Origin of the sequence: Nonomuraea sp. NPDC049400 (genome assembly GCF_044466425.1) — a bacterium.
Lineage (GTDB): Bacteria > Actinomycetota > Actinomycetes > Streptosporangiales > Streptosporangiaceae > Nonomuraea.
Map to the genome: position 1 here is coordinate 82,243 of NZ_JBITMP010000005.1, position 15,587 is coordinate 97,829.

14 protein-coding genes are annotated in these 15,587 nt (G+C 71.1%); 10 read left to right on the top strand and 4 right to left on the bottom strand.

Annotated features, from left to right (window positions below):
- Positions 1–16 precede the first annotated feature (16 nt).
- The 3 genes from frc to ACIBVN_RS08485 all read right to left on the bottom strand — a co-directional run bounded on the left by frc (position 17) and on the right by ACIBVN_RS08485 (position 4,372).
- On the bottom strand, positions 17–1,240 hold the full coding sequence (gene frc / locus ACIBVN_RS08475) for a formyl-CoA transferase (protein WP_397134066.1): 1,224 nt from the start codon (positions 1,238–1,240) through the stop codon (positions 17–19).
- 13 nt (positions 1,241–1,253) lie between these two features.
- Positions 1,254–2,927: a thiamine pyrophosphate-binding protein gene (locus ACIBVN_RS08480; RefSeq protein WP_397134068.1), complete on the bottom strand. Its 1,674-nt coding sequence runs from the start codon at positions 2,925–2,927 to the stop codon at positions 1,254–1,256.
- A gap of 77 nt (positions 2,928–3,004) precedes the next feature.
- On the bottom strand, positions 3,005–4,372 hold the full coding sequence (locus ACIBVN_RS08485; protein WP_397134070.1) for a molybdopterin molybdotransferase MoeA: 1,368 nt from the start codon (positions 4,370–4,372) through the stop codon (positions 3,005–3,007).
- A gap of 74 nt (positions 4,373–4,446) precedes the next feature.
- Between ACIBVN_RS08485 and ACIBVN_RS08490 the strand changes: the two genes are divergently transcribed.
- The 9 genes from ACIBVN_RS08490 (at position 4,447) to ACIBVN_RS08530 (ending at position 14,040) form a co-directional block, all read left to right on the top strand.
- Entirely contained in the window at positions 4,447–5,424 is a 978-nt protein-coding gene (locus tag ACIBVN_RS08490; RefSeq protein WP_397134072.1) for a 2-dehydropantoate 2-reductase, read from the top strand.
- A 38-nt stretch (positions 5,425–5,462) separates the two neighbouring features.
- Positions 5,463–7,364: a molybdopterin oxidoreductase family protein gene (locus ACIBVN_RS08495; RefSeq protein ID WP_397134074.1), complete on the top strand. Its 1,902-nt coding sequence runs from the start codon at positions 5,463–5,465 to the stop codon at positions 7,362–7,364.
- Between the two features lie 4 nt (positions 7,365–7,368).
- A complete protein-coding gene (locus ACIBVN_RS08500; RefSeq protein WP_397134076.1) occupies positions 7,369–9,162 on the top strand; it encodes an NAD(P)H-dependent oxidoreductase subunit E in 1,794 nt (597 codons plus the stop codon).
- Positions 9,159–10,001, top strand: a complete 843-nt coding sequence (locus ACIBVN_RS08505) for a 2Fe-2S iron-sulfur cluster-binding protein (RefSeq protein WP_397134078.1) — start codon at positions 9,159–9,161, stop codon at positions 9,999–10,001. The genes ACIBVN_RS08500 and ACIBVN_RS08505 overlap by 4 nt, the downstream gene beginning before the upstream one ends.
- Complete coding sequence (fdhD, locus tag ACIBVN_RS08510; protein WP_397134080.1) at positions 9,994–10,971, top strand: formate dehydrogenase accessory sulfurtransferase FdhD; 978 nt, start codon at positions 9,994–9,996, stop codon at positions 10,969–10,971. Before ACIBVN_RS08505 ends, fdhD begins: the two co-directional genes overlap by 8 nt.
- Positions 10,972–11,079: 108 nt before the next feature.
- On the top strand, positions 11,080–12,003 hold the full coding sequence (locus tag ACIBVN_RS08515; RefSeq protein ID WP_397134082.1) for a metal ABC transporter substrate-binding protein: 924 nt from the start codon (positions 11,080–11,082) through the stop codon (positions 12,001–12,003).
- The gene (locus ACIBVN_RS08520) at positions 12,000–12,779 is read left to right on the top strand and encodes a metal ABC transporter ATP-binding protein (RefSeq protein WP_397134084.1); all 780 of its coding nucleotides are present in this window, start codon (positions 12,000–12,002) and stop codon (positions 12,777–12,779) included. The genes ACIBVN_RS08515 and ACIBVN_RS08520 overlap by 4 nt, the downstream gene beginning before the upstream one ends.
- Positions 12,779–13,651 carry a metal ABC transporter permease gene (locus tag ACIBVN_RS08525; protein ID WP_397134617.1) on the top strand — a complete coding sequence of 291 codons (873 nt, stop codon included), beginning with the start codon at positions 12,779–12,781 and terminating at the stop codon, positions 13,649–13,651. The genes ACIBVN_RS08520 and ACIBVN_RS08525 overlap by 1 nt, the downstream gene beginning before the upstream one ends.
- Positions 13,648–14,040 carry a Fur family transcriptional regulator gene (locus ACIBVN_RS08530; RefSeq protein WP_397134086.1) on the top strand — a complete coding sequence of 131 codons (393 nt, stop codon included), beginning with the start codon at positions 13,648–13,650 and terminating at the stop codon, positions 14,038–14,040. Before ACIBVN_RS08525 ends, ACIBVN_RS08530 begins: the two co-directional genes overlap by 4 nt.
- 7 nt (positions 14,041–14,047) lie before the next feature.
- Here ACIBVN_RS08530 and ACIBVN_RS08535 read toward each other — a convergent pair whose 3' ends face one another.
- Complete coding sequence (locus ACIBVN_RS08535; protein ID WP_397134088.1) at positions 14,048–14,953, bottom strand: DMT family transporter; 906 nt, start codon at positions 14,951–14,953, stop codon at positions 14,048–14,050.
- Positions 14,954–15,045: 92 nt separating this feature from the next.
- On the opposite strand from ACIBVN_RS08535, the gene ACIBVN_RS08540 reads away from it, so the two are divergent.
- Positions 15,046–15,573, top strand: a complete 528-nt coding sequence (locus tag ACIBVN_RS08540; RefSeq protein WP_349455532.1) for a CGNR zinc finger domain-containing protein — start codon at positions 15,046–15,048, stop codon at positions 15,571–15,573.
- Positions 15,574–15,587 lie beyond the last annotated feature (14 nt).

The window sequence follows — 15,587 nt, forward strand, 5'->3', positions numbered from 1 at the left end:
CCTACTCGCCGCTCCACTAGATGACTCCATTCGTCTTCAATTCGACCAGCTCGTCCGCGCTGACGCCGAGCTCGCCGTAGATCTCCTGGTTGTGCTCGCCGAGCAGGGGCGGGGTGCGGACGTCCACCGGGGAGTCCGACAGCTGCAGCGGGCTGCCGACGGTCACGAACTCGCCGCGCTCCGGGTGCTCGACCGTGACGACGATGCCCTCCTCGCGCAGGCTCTCGTCCTCGGCCAGCTCCTTGGTGGACAGGATCGGCCCGCAGGGGATGTTCTCGGCGTTGAGCCGGTCGAGGACCGTCCACTTGTCGTGGCGGATCGTCCACTCCTCGATGAGCTGGAACATCTTGTCCAGCTTCGGCAGCCGTGCCTCAGGCGTCGCCCACTCGGGGTCCTCGGCCAGCTCGGGGCGGCCGATGATGTTCGAGATCGGCTTCCAGCCGATCGGCTGCACGATGACGTAGATGTAGTCGTTCGGGCCGCCGGGCGCGCAACGCACCGCCCAGCCGGGCTGGCCGCCGCCGCTGGCGTTGCCCGAGCGGGGCACCTCGTCGCCGAAGGTCTTGTTCGGGTACTCGCGCAGCGGGCCGTGCGCCAGCCGCTGCTGGTCGCGGAGCTTGACGCGGCACAGGTTCAGCACGGCGTGCTGCATGGCCACCTGCACGCGCTGCCCGCGTCCGGTCTGCTGACGCTGGTAGAGGGCGGCCAGGATGCCGGCCACCGTGTGGATGCCGGTGCCCGAGTCGCCGATCTGCGCCCCGGTGGCCAGCGGCGGACCCTCCTCGAAGCCGGTGGTGCTCATCGAGCCGCCCATGGCCTGGGCGATCACCTCGTACGCCTTGAACCTGGCGTACCTGCCGGTGCCGAAGCCCTTGATCGAGGCGTAGATCAGGCGCGGGTTGAGCTCCTGGAGGCGCTCCCAGGTGAAGCCCATGCGGTCGACCGCGCCCGGGCCGAAGTTCTCCACCAGGATGTCGGCGCTCTTCACCAGCTCGGTGAAGATCTCCTTGCCGCGCTCGCTCTTCATGTTGAGGGTGATGCTGCGCTTGTTGCAGTTGAGCATCGTGAAGTAGAGGCTGTCGACGCCCGGCAGGTCGCGGAGCTGCTGCCGGGTGATGTCGCCGGTCGGGGCCTCCAGCTTGACCACGTCCGCGCCCAGCCAGGCGAGCAGCTGGGTGCAGGACGGGCCCGACTGGACATGGGTCATGTCGAGGACGCGGACACCTTCGAGAGCCTTCATGTTGGTGTATCCCCTACTTGTACATTGTCTGGTTCATGGTTCCGGGGGCGTAGACCTCCGGATCGACCCACACGTTGATCAGCGAGGGCTTGCCCGACTCCCTGGCCCGCTCCAGCGCGGGGCGGATCTCGGCCGGGTCGCGCACCTCCTCGCCGTGGCCGCCGAGCAGCTTGGCGAAGTCGCCGTAGCGGATGTCGCCGAGGGTGTTGCCGACGCGGGCGCGGTCCTCGCCGTACTTTGCGGCCTGGCCGTACCTGATCTGGTTCATGGACGAGTTGTTGCCGATGACCCCGATGAACGGCAGGTCGAAGCGGACCATGGTCTCGAAGTCCCACCCGGTCAGGCTGAAGGCGCCGTCGCCGAACAGGCAGAGCACCTCCTTGTCGCGCCGCGCCTGCTTGGCGGCCATCGCGAAGGCCATGCCGACGCCGAGCGTGCCGAGCGGGCCCGGGTCCATCCAGTGGCCGGGCGACTTCGGCTGGACGACCTGGCCCGAGAAGGTGACGATGTCGCCGCCGTCGCCGATGTAGATGGTGTCCTCGGTCAGGAACTCGTTGATCTCGTGGACCAGGCGGTAGGGGTCGATGGGCTGGGCGCCGGAGAGCTGGCGGGGCAGGCGCTTCTCGTACGCCTGGGTCTCGACCGCGCGCAGCTCGTCCATCCACTCCTTGCGCTTGGCGGCCGCGTTCTCGACGCGGCCGCTGGCGGCCTGGGTCGCCGCCGCGAGGATGAGGCCCGCGTCGCCCACGATCCCCAGGTCGATGTCCCGATTTTTCCCGACAGTGCGGTAGTCGAGGTCGATCTGGACCACGGTGGCGGTCGGCGAGAGGCGCTTGCCGTAGCCCATCCTGAAGTCGAACGGGGTGCCGACGATGATGATCAGGTCGGCGTTGGTGAAGGCGTACCTGCGGCTGAGCTGGAAGTGGTGCTGGTCGCCCGGCGGGAGCGTGCCGCGGCCGGAGCCGTTCATGTACGCCGGCACGTTCAGGGCCCGCACGAAGTCGATCGCGGCGTCGGTCGCCCGGCACGTCCACACCTGGCTCCCGAGCAGGATGCACGGCTTCTCGGCGTGCGCCAGCAGGTCCGCCAGCCGCTCGATCGCCTCCGGGTCGCCCTGCTGGCGTGTGGAGGCCCGGTAGTGCCCGGCCTTGGGGATGCGGGCCTTCTCCAGTGGGACCTTCGCGTCGAGCACGTCACGCGGGATCTCCAGGAACGACGGCCCGGGAGCGCCGTGGTAGCACTCGCGGAAGGCCATCGACACGATGTCGGCCACCCGTTCCGTGCTGGGCACCGTGGCGGCGAACTTGGTGATCGGGGTCATCATGTCCACGTGCGGCAGGTCCTGCAGCGAGCCCATCTTGTGCTGGCTCAGCGCTCCCTGGCCGCCGATGAGCAACATGGGGCTCTCCGCGCGGAAGGCGTTGGCCACGCCGGTGACCGCGTCGGTCGTGCCCGGTCCCGCGGTGACCACCGCGCAGCCGGGCTTGCCGGTGATGCGCGCGTACCCGTCCGCCGCGTGCGCGGCTACCTGCTCGTGGCGTACGTCGATGACCTCGATGCCCTCATCGACGCAGCCGTCATAGATATCGATGATGTGGCCGCCGCAGAGCGTGTAGATCACATCCACGCCCTCGGCCTTGAGTGCCTTGGCTACGAGATGACCGCCAGAGATCGTTTCCGACATCATGCCACCTTTCCTGGCGCTGTCTTCCGCATACTGCATACCGTATGACCGCAATGGTTACTCCCTCCCGATCGGCCTGTCTAGCCCCCAGGAGGCAACTCGATCAGCTCGACCTGCTCACCGGCCCACCGCGGGGGGACGACGGCCAGCGCGTCGGCCAGCGCCGCTCCCCACAACGAGCCCGGCCGATCGTGCCCCACCGGCACCGCGCCCCGGCTGGACCTCCTGACCGGCACCAGCCGGGTGTCCCTGTCGTGTGCCCGCACGGCTCCGGCCAGCGCCGACGTCTCCGTGCGGGCCGGGGTTCCGGCCAGTTCGCGCAGAATGGGGACGAGCAGCGTGAGGGCCGCACCGAGGGCTGCGAACGGGTTCCCCGGCAGGCCCACGACCAGCGGCCCTTCCGGCAGCCGGGCCAGGAGCTGCGGGTGCCCGGGCCGCACGGCGACGCCGTCGATGAGCACGTCGGCGCCGAGGTCGCCGAGCACGGCCCTGAGGTGGTCGGCAGGGCCCTTGGACGACGCGCCGCACACGACGACCACGTCAACGCCCAGCCCCGACGCCCCCGCCTCTCCGAGCGGTGCCAGTTCCTCGCGCGTGGCGTGAGCATGCGGCGCCGCCTCCTCTGGCGTGGCGCGAGCATGCGGTGCGGGCGTGGCAGGCGGCGCTTTCGCTGCCAGCGCGGCGAGTGTGGTGCGCAGCGCGTGCTCGCCGTCGGGCAGCCGGTCCGTGCTCGCCACCCGGCCTCCGGCCCACGCCACCAGCCCCGGCAGGAACGGGCCGATGGCATCGCGCACCCGGCCCGGCGCGGGGCGGCCCTCGTGCACGACCTCGTCACCCGTCACCAGCACCGCCACGCGCGGCTTCGGGCGTACCAGGAGTCGGTCATGGCCCAGCGCGGCGGCCAGGCCCAGTGCCACCGGGGTCACCACCGCGCCCGCGCCGAGCACCACCGCACCCTCGGCGATGTCCTCGCCGCGCCGCCGGATGTGCCGCCCCGCCTCCACGGCGCCATCCACCCACCCCGGCTCCGCCTCCACCCGCGCCCGGGGCACCGCCGCCGGCCCGGCAAGCGACACCTCAGCCGCAGGTCCGGGAGGCGGCACTTCCGTCGCGTGCTCGTAGGGCAGCACCGCCGACGCACCCGCGGGGGTCGGCGCGCCGGTGGCGATCTCCACCGCCTCGCCCGGCCGGAGCTCGGGTCCGTAGCGCGCACCACCGGCCAGCACGCATCCCATCACGCGCCACGGACCGGCACCGGCCACCGCGTAGCCGTCCATTGCCGCGACGTCCACCCCCGGCACCGCCACCAGCGCCGTCAACGGCGCGGCGAGGCGGCAGCCGAGCGCGTCGGACAACGGCACCAAAGTGGGCTCCAGCGAGACCGTGGACGCCGCCGCGAGGGCGCGCGCGGCGGACCAGGTCGTCGCCTCCACCTGCGAAACGGTCATGGGCACGCTCCTTGACCCGCGTTTTTCCATACTGTATACCGAATGCAAATCCGACGCGAGAACGGAGCGCAGCTTTGAAGGTCGCTGTTCTTGGCGCCGGCGCCATCGGCGCATACGTGGGGGCCGCCCTCCACCGGGCGGAAGTCGAGGTGCACCTCATCGCGAGAGGCGAGCACCTTCAGGCGATACGCCGCGCCGGTGTGCGGGTGCTCACCCCCAGGGGCGACTTCACCGCCCACCCCCATGCCACCGACGACCCCGCCGAAATAGGCCCGGTGGACCACGTCTTCCTGGGCCTCAAGGCGAACAGCTACGCCTCCGCCGGCCCCATGATCAAGCCGCTCCTGCACGGGTCCACGAGCATCATCGCCGCGCAGAACGGCATCCCGTGGTGGTACTTCCACGGGCTCAAGGGCCCCTACGAGGGCTACCGCATCGAGAGCGTCGACCCGGGCGGCGCGGTCACGACCGCGCTGCCCCTGCACCGCGCCGTCGGCTGCGTCGTGTACGCCGCCACCGAGATCGAGCGGCCCGGCGTGATCCGCCACCTCGAAGGCACCCGCTTCTCCATCGGCGAGCCGGACGGCCGGCTGACCGAGCGGTGCGCCGCCTTCAGCGAGGCCGCGATCGCGGGCGGGCTGAAGTGCCCGGTGGAGCGCGACCTGCGGCGCGACGTCTGGATCAAGCTCATGGGCAACATCGCCTTCAACCCCATCAGCGCGCTTGCCAGGGCCACGATGGCCGGGATCTGCCGCCACGACGGCGCCAGGGAACTGGTCGTGGCCATGATGCGGGAGACCGTCGAGGTGGCCAGGAGGGTCGGCTGCGATCCGGGGATCTCGATCGAGCGCCGCCTGCGGGGCGCGGAGAAGGCAGGCGAGCACAAGACCTCCACGCTCCAGGACCTGGAGAAGGGCAAGCCGCTGGAGCTGGACGTGCTGCTGGCGGCGGTGGTCGAGCTGGCCGACCTCACCGGCGCCGAGGTGCCGACGCTGCGCGCGATCCACGCGGTGAGCGACCTGCTCAACGCGAACCTTGTCCGCGCAGGCTAAGCGGGAATACCGTAGTCTGTATACAGAATGGAGGGATCATGAGCTATGACCGCCTGACCCATCCACTGGTGCGCGAGAACGGCGTGCTGCGCAGAGCGACCTGGGAAGAGGCGCTCGAGCGGGCGGCGGAGGGTTTCCGCCGCAATATCGCCAGGCACGGCCCCGACAGCTTCGCCATGCTGTCGTGCGCCCGCTCCACCAATGAGATGAACTACGTCGGGCAGAAGTTCACCCGTGTGGTGATCGGCACCAACAACGTGGACTCCTGCAACCGCACCTGCCACGCGCCGAGCGTGGCGGGGCTGTCGGCGGTGTTCGGCAGCGGTGGCGGCACCTCCTCCTACCAGGAGGTGGAGGACACCGATGTGATCGTGATGTGGGGGTCGGCGGCGCGCAACGCCCATCCCATCTTCTTCCAGCACGTACTGAAGGGCATTCGCAACGGCGCGCGCATGTTCGCGGTGGACCCGCGCCGCACCGGCACCGCCCAGTGGGCCGACCTGTGGCTGGGGCTCAACGTGGGCACCGACATCCCCCTCGCCCACGCGGTGGCCAGGGAGATCATCCACGCCGGGCTGCACAACGAGGCGTTCATCGAGCGCGCCACGGCCGGCTTCGAGGAGTTCAAGGAGTCGGTAGAGCCGTGGACGCTGACCGCCGCCGAGCAGGTCACCGGCGTGCCCGCCGGCGCCATCCGCGAGCTGGCCCACGCCTACGCCCGCGCCGACCGCGCCCAGCTGTGCTGGACGCTCGGCATCACCGAGCACCACAACGCGACGGACAACGTACGGGCCCTCATCAACCTGGCCCTGCTCACCGGCCACGTCGGGCGCTACGGCTCGGGCCTGTCGCCGCTGCGCGGCCAGAACAACGTGCAGGGCGGCGGCGACATGGGCGCCATCCCCAACCGCCTGCCCGGCTTCCAGGACATTCTCGACCCGAACATCAGGGCGCGCTTCGAGAGCGCGTGGGGCAGGGAGATCCAGCCACAGTACGGCCTCAACCTCACCCAGATGCTGGAGGCGATGGCGGAGGGCGAGGTGACCACCTGCTACCTCATCGGTGAGAACCCCGTGCAGTCCGAGGCCGACTCGCTGGCCTGCATCAAGCGCCTGTCCATGCTGGACCACCTGGTCGTGCAGGACATCTTCCTCACCAAGACCGCCCAGATGGCCGACGTCGTGCTGCCCGCCAGCGCCGCCTGGTGCGAGGCGGACGGCACGTTCACCAACAGCGAGCGCCGGGTCCAGCGGGTGCGCAAGGCCGTGGAACCGCCGGGCGAGGCGCGCGACGACATCTGGATCATGTGCGAGATCGCCCGCAGGCTGGGCCACGACTGGCACTACGACGGCGCAGAGGAGGTCTGGAACGAGCTGCGCGCCATGTCGCCCCAGCACAAGGGCATGACGTACCAGCGGCTCGCCGACCTGCAGGGCATCCAGTGGCCCTGCCCGTCGGAGGACTCGCTGGAGCCGCCCTACCTGCACGGCAGGCTGTGGGAGAGCGACCCGGTCAAGCGGGGCGTGCCGGCGCCGTTCGCGGTGCTGCGCCACTCTCCGCCGGTGGACCTGCTGGACGAGGAATATCCGCTGCGGCTGACGACCGGGCGGCGGCTCGACTCGTACAACACGGGCGTGCAGTCCTCCGGGTTCGCCTCTCCCCTGCGCCGCGGCGAGACGGTGGAGCTGTGCCCGGAGGACGCCGAACGGCTCGGCGTCGTCGCGGGCGAGGAGGTGCGGATCAGCTCGCGGCGCGGGTCGGTGGTCGCGCCGGTGTTCATCGACCCCGCCCTGCGGCCCGGGCTGGTGTTCATGACCTTCCACTTCCCGGACGAGGTGGACACCAATGCCCTGACCATCGAGGCCACCTGCCCGATCGCGGGCACGGCCGAGTTCAAGGCGGCAGCCGTACGCGTCGAGAAGCTCGTGAAAGCCGGGTGATCAGATGGATCTGAGGTTCCGCGGCGCCGAGCCGTCCGAGGAGGAGCGCGCGGCGGTCGACGCCCTGCTCGGGCCGCCCGCCACCGCATGGGAGGGCGGCTCGAGGACCGAGACCGACCTGCGGGTGGCCGCCCGCGCCGAGTCGCAGCGCGACCTGTTGCTGCCCGCCCTGCACGCGGTCAACGACCGGGTCGGGTGGATCAGCGAGGGCGCGCTCGAGTACATCTGCCGCCGCCTCACCGTGCCGCCCGCGGAGGCGTACGGGGTGGCCACGTTCTACTCGCTGTTCTCCATGGAGCCGCGCCCGAAGCGGGTGCTGCACGTCTGCACCGACCTGGCCTGCCAGGCGAAGGGCGCGGAGGGCGTGCGCAGGCGGGTCGAGGAGGCGCTCGGCCCGCAGGGCCGGTCGTGGCACGAGAGCCCCTGCCTGGGCCTGTGCGAACGCGCCCCCGCCGCGCTCGCCCTCGAGGCGGGCACACCCCCTAAGGGCCAGGTGTACGCCCCCGCGCACGCCGACACGATCGCCGCCGCACCGAGCCCCAACGGCCGCACCCCCAGCCTCGACGTGGCCGGCGATGCCCCGGTGCGGGACGCCGTGCCGCAGGCCGGCCAGGACGGGCTGGTCCTGCTCAGGAGGGTCGGCACGACCGATCCCGGTAGCCTGGACGACTACCGCGCGGCCGGCGGCTACAGCGCGCTCAGGCGGGCGTTCGAGCTGGGCCCCGCCGGAGTGATCCGTGAGGTGCTGGAGTCGGGGCTGGTCGGCAGGGGTGGCGCCGCGTTCCCGACCGGCCGCAAGTGGGACGCCACCGCGCGGCAGCCCGACCACCCGCACTACCTGGTGTGCAACGCCGACGAGAGCGAGCCGGGCACGTTCAAGGACCGGGTCATCATGGAGGGCGACCCGTACGCGCTGGTGGAGGCCATGACGATCGCCGGCTACGCCACCGGCTGTGCCAAGGGCTACCTCTACATCAGGGGCGAGTACCCCCGAGCGACCGCGCGGCTCCAGCACGCCATCGCGACCGCCCGCGCCCGGGGGCTGCTCGGCGACGACATCCTGGGCAAGGGGCTGTCGTTCGACATCGAGCTGCGAAGAGGCGCGGGCGCGTACATCTGCGGCGAGGAGACCGCGATCTTCAACTCCATCGAGGGCAAGCGCGGCGAGCCGCGCAGCAAGCCGCCGTTCCCCGTGGAGAAGGGGCTGTTCGGCAAGCCGACCGTGGTCAACAACGTCGAGACGCTGGTCAACGTGCTGCCGATCCTGGAGCGCGGCGCCCAGGCGTACGCGGCGGCCGAGCCCAAGCTGTTCTGCGTCTCGGGCGCGGTCGAGCGGCCCGGCGTGTACGAGCTGACGTTCGGCGCCACCTTGCGCGAACTGGTGGAGCTGGCCGGGACCACCGGCACGACCAGGGCGGTCCTGCTCGGGGGCGCAGCCGGCGCGTTCGTCACCGACCTGGACATCCCGCTCACCTTCGAGGGCACCAGGAACGCGGGGGCCACGCTCGGCTCCGGCGTGGTGCTCGTCATCGACGACACCGTGGACATGAAACGGCTGCTGCTGCGCATCGCGGAGTTCTTCCGCGACGAGTCCTGCGGCCAGTGCGTGCCCTGCCGGGTGGGCACCGTACGGCAGGAGGAGGCCCTGCACCGCCTGTCGCGCCGGGTCTCCGACGACGATCTCGTGCTGCTGCGCGAGGTCGGCCAGACCATGCGCGACGCCTCCATCTGCGGCCTGGGACAGACCGCCTGGAACGCCGTCGAATCCGCCATCGACCGCCTGGGGGTGTTCAGATGATCCCGCTCCAGCCGCCCCGGCGGCTCATCGACGTGCAGATCGACGGCGAGGACGTACGCGTGCCGGAGGGCTCGACGATCCTCGACGCCTGCCAGGCGGCGGGGAAGGACGTCCCGATCCTCTGCTACGGCGACACGCTGACCCCGAAGAACGCCTGCCGCGTCTGCGTCGTGGAGGTGGAGGGCGCCAGGACGCTCGCGCCCGCCTGCTCCAGGAAGGCCGAGCCGGGCATGAAGGTCGGCACCGGCACCGAGCGCGCCAGGCAGAGCCGCAAGGTGGTGCTGGAGCTGCTCGGCTCCTCCGTGGACATGTCGACCACCCCTCGTGCCGCCGAGTGGGTCGAGGAGTACGGCGCCGACCCCTCACGGTTCGGCGACGAGGCGGCCACGGTGGAGCAGCCCGCCAAGGTGGACAACGACCTCTACGTACGCGACTACAGCAAGTGCATCCTCTGCTACAAGTGCGTGGACGCCTGCGGCGACCAGTGGCAGAACACCTTCGCCATCGGCGTCGCGGGCCGGGGCTTCGACGCGACGATCTCCACGGAGTTCGACGCCCCGCTCACCGACTCGGCCTGCGTCTACTGCGGCAACTGCGTCGAGGTGTGCCCGACGGGCGCGCTGTCGTTCAAGACCGAGTTCGACATGCGGGCCGAGGGCACCTGGGACGAGTCCAGGCAGACGGAGACCACCACGATCTGCAGCTACTGCGGGGTCGGCTGCAACCTGACCCTGCACGTGCAGGACAACAAGATCGTCAAGGTGACCTCGCCGCACGACAACCCGGTGACCAAGGGCAACCTGTGCGTCAAGGGCCGCTTCGGGTACGGCTATGTCTAGGGTCGCCGTCAAGAGGCGGATCCTGCGCGTGAAGGACACGGCCCGCACGCGCCGGATCGACTCGCTGGCCGCCGAGGAGCCGCTGGAGATCCGCCTCGACGGGACGCCGCTGACGGTCACCATGCGCACCCCCGGCGACGACTTCGACCTGGCCGCCGGGTTCCTGGTCAGCGAGGGGGCCGTGGGCTCGGCGGACGACATCGCCACCATCCGCTACTGCGCGGGCGGGACGGTGGACGGCGGGAACACCTACAACGTGCTCGACGTGCGGCTGGCGCCCGGCCTCGAGGCGCCCGCGCCGCGCAACTTCTACACCACGTCCTCCTGCGGTGTCTGCGGCAAGGCGTCGCTGGAGGCGGTGCGCACAGTGGCTCGCTGGAGCGCCGGCGACGACCCGGTCGAGCTGGCGCAGTCCGTCGTCGTCACCCTTCCGGACCGGCTGCGCGCGGCCCAGCGGGTGTTCGACCGAACCGGGGGCCTGCACGCGGCCGGCCTGTTCACGGCCGACGGCGAGCCGCTGTGCGTGCGCGAGGACGTGGGCCGGCACAACGCGGTGGACAAGCTGCTCGGCTGGGCGCTGCGCGACGGCCGGCTCCCGCTGCGGGGCACCGTGCTGATGGTGTCCGGGCGGGCCTCGTTCGAGCTGGTGCAGAAGGCGGTCATGGGCGGGGTCCCGGCGCTCGCCGCGGTCTCGGCGCCGTCGTCGCTCGCGGTCGAACTGGCCGCGGAGGAGGGGCTGACGCTCATCGGGTTCCTGCGCGGCGACTCGATGAACGTCTACACGGGCGAGCGGCGCTTGTGCGAGGGAGCGCCGTCGCCTGGACTGAGGAACGCAGGGAGCGTAGCGACCGGAGTGACGAGGGAAGGCGACGGCTCCCCAGCGACCGAGCCGCCTCCACGGAGTGGAGGCCATCAACACGTCACCTCGGGCGTCGGCAACGGCTCAGCCGGCGCACGCCCGCCGGGGTGATGGCGGGATGCCGTACGGCGCCCCTGGCCCCCAGCCGCCGTCCGGCATCCTGCGCTCAGATGCAGGGGATTTTGACAACCATTTTCATTTTGGCGCATACTGACTCACATGATGTCAGGATTTTCCCGGTCGTACGCTGCTGGTTTGCTGGCCGGAGCCGCCCTCCTCACCACTGCCGCCTGCGGCTCAGGCTCCGCTGAGACAGCCGCCGCGGACGGCAAGCCCGAGGTGGTCGCCGCGTTCTACCCGCTCCAGTGGCTGACCGAGCAAGTGGGGGGATCCGACGCGCACGTGAGCGGGCTGACCGCGCCCGGCGTGGAGCCGCACGACCTGGAGCTGGGCATCCAGCAGGTGAGCGAGCTGCAGAAAGCCGCGCTCACCGTCTACATCAAGGGCGTCCAGCCGGCCGTGGACGACGCGGTGGACGCGGACAAGAGCTTCGACGCCGCGACGGCCGTCAAGACACTTCCGGCGGGAGCACACGAAGAGGAGGGTGGCGAGGAGGAGCACGGCCACGAGGTCTCCTACGATCCGCACCTCTGGCTCGACCCGTCCCGCCTGGCCACCGTCGCCACCAAGCTCGGCGAGCGCCTGGCCGCCGCCGACCCGGCGCACGCGCAGGGGTACAAGGATCGCGCCGCCAAGACGGCGAGCGCGCTCGGGGCGCTCGACCAGGAGCTCGCCAAGGGCCTCAGCACGTGCAAGACCAAGACGCTGGTCACCGCGCACGAGGCGTTCGGCTACCTGGCGGACCGTTACGGGCTCAAGCAGGTCGGCATCACGCTCGACCCGGAGAGCGAGCCGTCGCCCGCGCGCATCTCCGAGGTGGCCAAGCTCGCCAAGTCCGAGGGCGTGACCACGATCTTCACGGAGTCCCTGGTCAGCCCCAAGGTGGCCGAGGTGCTCGCGAACGAGGTCGGCGCCAAGACGGCCGTGCTCGACCCGCTGGAGAGCAAGCCCTCCGGCGACTACCTGTCCGCCATGCGCGATAACCTCAAAACCCTACAAACAGCACTGGGGTGTACGGCATGAGCGAAACGGCCTTCGCAATGACCGACGGCCGGGTCTCCTTCGATGGCAAGCCCGTCCTTCGGGGGATCGACCTGACTGTCTGTCCTGGGGAGGTCGTGGCCCTTCTGGGCGCCAACGGCTCGGGCAAGTCGACGCTGGTCCGCGCGCTGCTCGGCCTCACGCCGCTGTCCGGCGGCTCGACGCTGGTGTACGGCGCCCCGCCCGGCAAGTTCCGCGACTGGTGGCGCATCGGCTACGTGCCGCAGCGGCTGCACGTCGGCGGCGGCGTGCCCGCCACCGTGCGGGAGGTCGTGGCCTCGGGCCGCATCGCCAGGCAGAGCCGGCTCCGCAGGACCAGCTCAGCCGACAGGTCCGCCGTGGCCGACGCGCTGGAGGCGGTCAGGCTGGCCGACCGCGCGAACGACCCCGTCCAGTCGCTGTCCGGCGGGCAGCAGCAGCGGGTGCTCATCGCCCGGGCGCTGGCTGGGGAGCCGGACACGTACGTGATGGACGAGCCGACGGCGGGCGTGGACGCCGAGACGCAGCAGTTGCTGGCCGACACGCTGTCCGGGCTGGTGCGGGACGGCAAGACGGTGGTGCTGGTCGCGCACGAGCTGGGGCCGCTGGAGCCGATCATCACGCGCGGCGTGGTGATCCGCGAGGGCCGCGTCGCGCACGACGGCCGCCCGCCGCGCCCGGAGGGCGAGTGCGCCAGGCCGGGCCACGAGCACCAGCACCCGCACGCGGCCGCTCCTGCGGTGGGACCGCTGACGGGGTGGCAGGGGGACGTATCATGATCATGGATCTTCTCCAGGAGCAGCTCTTCCAGCTCGCCCTGGTCGCCGCGCTGCTGGTGGGCCTGTGCGCGCCCGCCGTGGGGACGTTCATCGTGCAGCGCAGGCTGGCGCTGCTGGGCGACGGCATCGGCCACGTGGCGCTGACCGGCGTGGCCCTGGGCTTCCTGACGGGCACGGCGCCGGTGCTCACGGCCGTGATCGTCGCGGTGGTCGGGGCGGTGGCCATCGAGCTGGTCAGGGCCCGGGGGCGGACGAGCGGCGACGTGGCGCTCGCCCTGCTGTTCTACGGCGGGATCGCGGGCGGTGTCATGCTCATGGGCATCGCGCCCGGCGGCAGCAACGCCAAGCTGAACTCGTACCTGTTCGGCGCCATCGCCAGCGTGACACCCCAGGACATCTGGGTCATCGCCGCGCTGGCCGTCGCCGTGATCGCGGTGGTCGTGATCTTCGGCAGGGAGCTGTTCGTGCTCTGCCAGGACGAGGAGATGGCCAGGGCGAGCGGCCTGCCGGTGCGCTTCCTCAGCCTGCTGATCGCGGTCACGGCCGCGCTGACCGTCGTGATCGCCATGCGCGTGGTCGGCCTGCTGCTGGTCAGCGCGCTGATGGTGATCCCAGTGGCCACGAGCCAGCAGCTCACGCGGGGGTTCCGCACCACGATGGGGCTGGCCATGCTGTTCGGGGTGCTCGCCTCGGTGGGCGGCCTGCTGGCCTCCACCTACTCGGCCAAGGTGCCTCCGGGGGCCGCGATCGTGCTTCTCGCCCTCGCCGGCTTCGTCCTGGCGCTCGGTGTCGGTAGATTCGTACGGCGAGGCCGTACCCAGGAGTCGACAGTGAGCGAGCGAGCGAAGATGCGCATGGAGGAGGCCGCATGACGACGAGGCGCGATGCCGTGCACGACACCCTCCGCAAGAGCGAGGGCTTCCGCAGCGCTCAGGACGTCTATGCCGAGATGCGTCTGCACGGCGCCAAGATAGGCCTGACCACCGTCTACCGCGCCCTGCAGGCGCTGGCCGACGGCGGCCAGGTCGACGTGCTGCGCACCGACGAGGGCGAGTCGGTCTACCGCGCGTGCGCCAGCGAGGTCCATCACCACCACCTGGTCTGCCGTCGCTGCGGCCACACGGTGGAGGTGGCCGGTCCCGCGGTCGAGCGGTGGGCGGAGGCCGTGGGGAGCGAGCACGGCTTCACCGAGATCACCCACACGGTGGAGGTCTTCGGCACCTGCGCCTCCTGCTCCTCGGCTCCGGCCAAGGTGGTCTGAGCCCGCTTCACGCGACCTTCGACAGCTCCTCGTCGTGGACCTCGCGGGCCCGGGAACGGCTGACGGAGCCGTACAGAACGCCAAGGACGATCACCAGGCACCCGGCGAGCTGCAGGACGGACGGCCGTTCGCCGAGCGCCACCGCCGACAGCGCCACGGTGGTCATGGGCTGGATGAGCAACAGCAGCGCGGTGAGCGCGGCGGGCTGGCGCGGCAGCGAGAACGTGATCAGCGACCAGCCCAGCACCTGCGGCCCCAGCGCGAGCAGCAGCAGCCACCCGTGCGCCGGCCAGCTGGGCACGAAGTCGGCGCCCCCGAACAGCGGACTGAGCGCGGCGATGACCACGGTGGCGACCACGGTGGCGTGTGCCAGCGGCCCCGCCGCCCGCGCGGGCCCGGCCTTCATCAGCAGCAGAAACGCCGCGTAGGAGACCGACGTGGCGATCCCCGCCCACACCCCCATGACCGGATCGCTCCCGTAGGCGCCGCTGTCGAATATCCCGGAGATGAGCACCACCCCGGCGAACACCACCGGCGTGGCGATCATCAGGCGTGTGGACGGCCGCTCCCGGAACACCGCCCACGCCGCGAAGGCCACGATGAACACCTGCAGGTTCCCCAGCACGGTGGCGAGTCCCGCGCCCACGTATTCGATCGCGTGGTGCCAGAAGAGCAGGTCGAGCGCGAACACCACCCCCGCGAGCCAGGCGAGCACGAGCCCCTTGACCGGCAGCGGCCCGAGCCTGCGCCGTTCCAGCCAGGCCAGCACGAGCATGGGCGGCACGGCGTACGCACAGCGGAACAGCGCGGACGTGGCAGGCGATACATCTGAGAGCCGCACTAAGGGGCCGGAGGTGGAAATGATCAGTGCACCGGCGATCGCGATCAGCACGATACGGCGATGTGCACTCATGGAGACCCCCGGACGCCCATGTAGGAGATACAGTGCGACAACGCTAGAACCCGGCGCGGACAGGAGTCAACATGCCGTTTGGCCATGACATGGTGCATTCTTTGGCCACCGTTGTCGAGCTGGTCAACACCTCACCGTCCACAGGCGGCGACGAGGGCTTGCCCGGCCTGGCCGAATTGCAGGCATTCGTGGAGTCGCGCCAGATCAGCGGCGTCACCAAGCTGACCCCCCGCGATCTTGGCCAGGTGCGGATGGTGCGCGAGGCGTTCCACCGCGTCTTCACCGCTCCGGACCAGCCCACGGCGGTCCGCACGCTGAACGCCCTGCTGTCGGAGACCCGGATCACGCCCCGCATGACGGAGCACGACGGCCACCCGCTCCACATGCACTATTTCGCCGCCGACGCGACGCTGGCCGAGCACGTGGCGGCCGACTGCGGGGTGGCTCTGGCCCATTTGCTGGTGGAAGGCGAGGTCGAGCGTCTGCGCACCTGCTCGGCCCCCGACTGCGACCGCGTGTTCGTCGACGAGTCCCGCAACCGGTCCCGGGTGTACTGCGACAGCCGGACGTGCGGCAACCGCATGCACGTGGCCGCCTACCGCGCCCGGCGCCGCGCCTAGCGCGCGGGCCTCCG

Bases quoted from the DNA above. Each gene is read 5' to 3' on its own strand.
- frc (WP_397134066.1), bottom strand. From the start codon at position 1,240: ATGAAGGCTCTCGAAGGTGTCCGCGTCCTCGACATGACCCATGTCCAG.
- ACIBVN_RS08480 (WP_397134068.1), bottom strand. From the start codon at position 2,927: ATGATGTCGGAAACGATCTCTGGCGGTCATCTCGTAGCCAAGGCACTC.
- ACIBVN_RS08485 (WP_397134070.1), bottom strand. From the start codon at position 4,372: ATGACCGTTTCGCAGGTGGAGGCGACGACCTGGTCCGCCGCGCGCGCC.
- ACIBVN_RS08495 (WP_397134074.1), top strand. From the start codon at position 5,463: ATGAGCTATGACCGCCTGACCCATCCACTGGTGCGCGAGAACGGCGTG.
- ACIBVN_RS08500 (WP_397134076.1), top strand. From the start codon at position 7,369: ATGGATCTGAGGTTCCGCGGCGCCGAGCCGTCCGAGGAGGAGCGCGCG.
- ACIBVN_RS08505 (WP_397134078.1), top strand. From the start codon at position 9,159: ATGATCCCGCTCCAGCCGCCCCGGCGGCTCATCGACGTGCAGATCGAC.
- fdhD (WP_397134080.1), top strand. From the start codon at position 9,994: ATGTCTAGGGTCGCCGTCAAGAGGCGGATCCTGCGCGTGAAGGACACG.
- ACIBVN_RS08515 (WP_397134082.1), top strand. From the start codon at position 11,080: ATGATGTCAGGATTTTCCCGGTCGTACGCTGCTGGTTTGCTGGCCGGA.
- ACIBVN_RS08520 (WP_397134084.1), top strand. From the start codon at position 12,000: ATGAGCGAAACGGCCTTCGCAATGACCGACGGCCGGGTCTCCTTCGAT.
- ACIBVN_RS08530 (WP_397134086.1), top strand. From the start codon at position 13,648: ATGACGACGAGGCGCGATGCCGTGCACGACACCCTCCGCAAGAGCGAG.
- ACIBVN_RS08535 (WP_397134088.1), bottom strand. From the start codon at position 14,953: ATGAGTGCACATCGCCGTATCGTGCTGATCGCGATCGCCGGTGCACTG.